The 3,328-nt window shown below is 66.6% G+C and carries 2 protein-coding genes and 2 pseudogenes; 2 read left to right on the plus strand and 2 right to left on the minus strand.

Going from position 1 to position 3,328, the window contains the following annotated elements; translation table 11 throughout:
* Together WB785_RS07435 and pknB are read left to right on the plus strand one after the other, a co-directional pair.
* Positions 1 to 292 (plus strand): annotated as a pseudogene (locus WB785_RS07435) (serine/threonine protein kinase); the annotation flags it as partial.
* Entirely contained in the window at positions 292 to 2,172 is a 1,881-nt protein-coding gene (gene pknB / locus WB785_RS07440) for a Stk1 family PASTA domain-containing Ser/Thr kinase (RefSeq protein ID WP_424078193.1), read from the plus strand. The pseudogene WB785_RS07435 and the gene pknB, both read left to right, overlap by 1 nt.
* Here pknB and WB785_RS07445 read toward each other — a convergent pair.
* Both WB785_RS07445 and WB785_RS07450 read right to left on the minus strand, forming a co-directional pair.
* Positions 2,150 to 2,846: pseudogene (locus tag WB785_RS07445) on the minus strand (aminodeoxychorismate/anthranilate synthase component II). The gene pknB and the pseudogene WB785_RS07445 sit on opposite strands and share 23 nt — an antisense overlap.
* A 37-nt stretch (positions 2,847 to 2,883) precedes the next feature.
* Positions 2,884 to 3,328 (minus strand): DUF881 domain-containing protein (locus WB785_RS07450; protein WP_424078194.1); only part of this gene is annotated, 445 nt, incomplete at its 5' end.

A 3,328-nucleotide genomic window follows, 5' to 3' on the forward strand; every position in this document is an offset into this window, starting at 1 on the left:
CTTCTCGTCCGGTCAGCGAGCGCTGCTGTGGGCCGCCGGAGTACTCGGCGCATTGGCGATCATCATCGCCGTCCTCATCGTGATGAACTCGAAGGACAACAGCTCCCAGCAGCAACCGTCCGCACCGACCGTGACCGACACCGGGCAGCCACCCAGCAAGCCCGGGTCGTCTCCGGCACATCCGACAAATTGGACGGATCGAGGGGTAACAGGTAATGCTGGACGGCAAAGCCGGCCGCAGGCGGTCGCGCTGATCCCCCGCGCATTGCCACCCCGACCCGAGACACCCTAATGACCACCCCGCAACACCTGTCCGACCGCTACGAGCTGGGCGAGATCCTCGGCTTCGGCGGCATGTCCGAGGTCCACTTGGCCCGGGATGTCCGGTTACACCGCGACGTAGCGGTCAAGGTGCTGCGCGCCGACTTGGCCCGTGACCCCAGCTTCTACCTGCGATTCCGGCGGGAGGCGCAAAACGCCGCCGCGCTCAACCACCCGGCGATCGTCGCGGTTTACGACACCGGCGAGGCCGAAACTGCCGCCGGCCCACTGCCTTACATCGTGATGGAGTACGTCAACGGTGTGACGTTGCGCGACATCGTCCACACCGACGGGCCGATGCCGCCCACCCGGGCCATCGAGGTCATCGCCGACGCCTGCCAGGCGCTGAACTTTTCCCACCAGCACGGCATCATCCACCGCGATGTCAAGCCGGCGAACATCATGATCAGCACCACCAACGCGGTGAAGGTGATGGACTTCGGCATCGCCCGGGCGATCGCCGATGGCGGAGTCAGTGTCACCCAGACCGCGGCCGTCATCGGCACCGCGCAATATCTGTCTCCCGAGCAGGCCCGCGGCGACTCGGTCGATGCCCGCTCCGACGTCTACTCGCTGGGCTGCGTGCTTTACGAAATGCTCACCGGCGAGCCACCTTTCGTCGGCGACTCACCTGTCGCGGTGGCCTACCAGCATGTCCGCGAGGACCCCATTCCGCCGTCGCAGCGCCATGAGGGCATCTCCCCCGACCTCGACGCCGTGGTGCTCAAGGCGCTGGCCAAGAATCCCGAGAACCGCTACCAGACCGCCGCGGAGATGCGGGCCGACCTGGTGCGGGTGCACAACGGTGAGCCTCCCGAGGCGCCCAAGATTCTGACCGAAGCCGAGCGCTCGTCGCTGCTGGCCTCGACGCATCCCAGCGACTCGGCCGGGCCGCAAACCGATCCGCTACCCCGCCAAGAACTCGACTTCGGCCGCGAACGCGGCCCGGGTTCGGTGAGCCGCTGGGTCATCGCGGTCGCTGCGCTGGCAGTGCTGACGGTCATCGTCACCATCCTGATCAACACCTTCGGTGGCGGGCTGCGTAACGTCCAGGTGCCCGACGTGCGGGGCCAGGCGTCCGCCGATGCGATTGCCGCGTTGCAAAATCACGGCTTCAAAACGCGCACCCAGCAGAAGCCGGATTCGACCGTCCAGCCCGATCACGTCATCGGTACCGATCCCGGCGCCAACACCAAAGTTGGTGCCGGCGAACTGATTACCATCAACGTCTCCACCGGCCCCGAGCAACGCGAGGTGCCCGACGTGTCGTCGCTGAGTTATGCATCGGCGGTGAAGAAGCTGAAGTCGGCCGGGTTCGGCCGCTTCAAGGAAGTCCGGTCGCCGTCCACGCCAGAGATGAAGGACAAGGTCATCGGGACCAACCCGCCGGCCAACCAGACGTCGGCGATCACCAACGAGATCGCCGTGATCGTCGGCTCGGGTCCGTCGACCAAGCAGGTTCCCGACGTCGCTGGACAGAGCGCCGACCTCGCGCAGAAGAACCTCACGGTCTACGGGTTCAGCAAATTCAGCCAGGCCGCCGTCGACAGCCCCCGCCCGGCCGGCGATGTAATCGGGACCAATCCGCCTGCGGGAGCGACTGTTCCGGTCGATACGATCATCGAGATCCAGGTCTCCAAGGGCAACCAGTTCGTCATGCCGGATTTGTCGGGGCTGTTCTGGGCCGACGCCGAGCCGCAGCTACGTGCGCTCGGATGGAACGGCGTTCTGGTCAAGGGTTCCGACGTCGACGCCGGCGGCTCTCAGCACAACCGAGTGGTCTTCCAGAGTCCGTCCGCGGGTCAGGGCGTGAACAAGGACGGGCCGATCACGCTGAAGTTCGGTCAGTAGCCGACGGCGTCCATCTCGGCGGAGTGCCGCACCGTAGCCAGACTGCTCACGATCTCGTTTTCCAGCCGCCGGACCAACTCGTCGTCGAGCACCTGACCACAGTAGGCCAGCCAGTTGGCCAGCATTCGATGGCCACCTTCGGTGAGTATCGATTCCGGGTGGAATTGGACCCCGTGGATCGGCAGCTCGGTGTGCCGCACACCCATGATCACCCCACTGCCGGTGCGGGCGGTCACTTCCAGCTCGGCGGGCAGGGTTTCCGGCAGGATGGTGAGCGAGTGATACCGCGTCGCTGTGAAGGGATCCGGAAGTCCCTGCAGCACACCGGCATTCGTGTGGAAGACGCTGCTGGTTTTGCCGTGCAACAACTCCGGAGCCCGATCCACGGTCGCGCCGAACGCGACACCGATGGCCTGGTGCCCCAGGCATACGCCCAGCAGCGGAGTGTTGGCCGCCGCGCAGGCGCGCACCAAGTCGATCGATGCGCCGGCGCGTTCCGGCGTGCCCGGGCCCGGGCTGAGCAGGATCCCGTCGACTTCGGCGGCAATCGCGGCGTGGTCGGACAGCCGAGCGTCGTCGTTGCGCCAGACCTGTACCTCGACGCCCAGCTGGCCGAGGTACTGCACCAGGTTGAAGACGAAGCTGTCGTAGTTGTCGACGACCAAGATCCGCATCGTCCCAGGTTACCGCTGGGCGCGACGGCGGGGCGGATCAGTAGCTGACCGGGCCGGCCGGCTGGGCGAAGTGCATCCGCACCGGCTCGCTGTAGCCGGTCATCCGGACATCCGGCGTGACTTGCTCGGTGTAGCCCAGGCCGAACCGCACCACGTACTGCTTGTAGAGGCTCACCAGGGGAGAGGCGGCCAGCGCGGCCTGCATGGCCGCGGCGTCGCCGATCGCGGTGACCGTATACGGCGGGCTGTAGGTCCGGCCGTTGAGCAGCAATGTGTTCCCAACGCAGCGCGGCGCCGAGGTGGCGATGATGCGCTGGTCCTGCATTTGAATCGCCTCGGCGCCCGCACTCCACAACGCGTTGAGCACAGCCTGGATGTCCTGCTGGTGCACCACGAGATCGTCGGGGGACGCGTCGCGCGGGAAGCGGCCGTTGGCGTCGCGCTGCGCGTCGTCGAGCGTTACGACCAGCCCCGGGCCGTGC

The sequence above is a fragment of the Mycobacterium sp. genome (assembly GCF_049585075.1).
GTDB lineage: Bacteria > Actinomycetota > Actinomycetes > Mycobacteriales > Mycobacteriaceae > Mycobacterium.

Excerpts from the sequence above, each read along its gene's own strand:
- pknB (WP_424078193.1), top strand. The coding sequence starts at position 292 with ATGACCACCCCGCAACACCTGTCCGACCGCTACGAGCTGGGCGAGATC.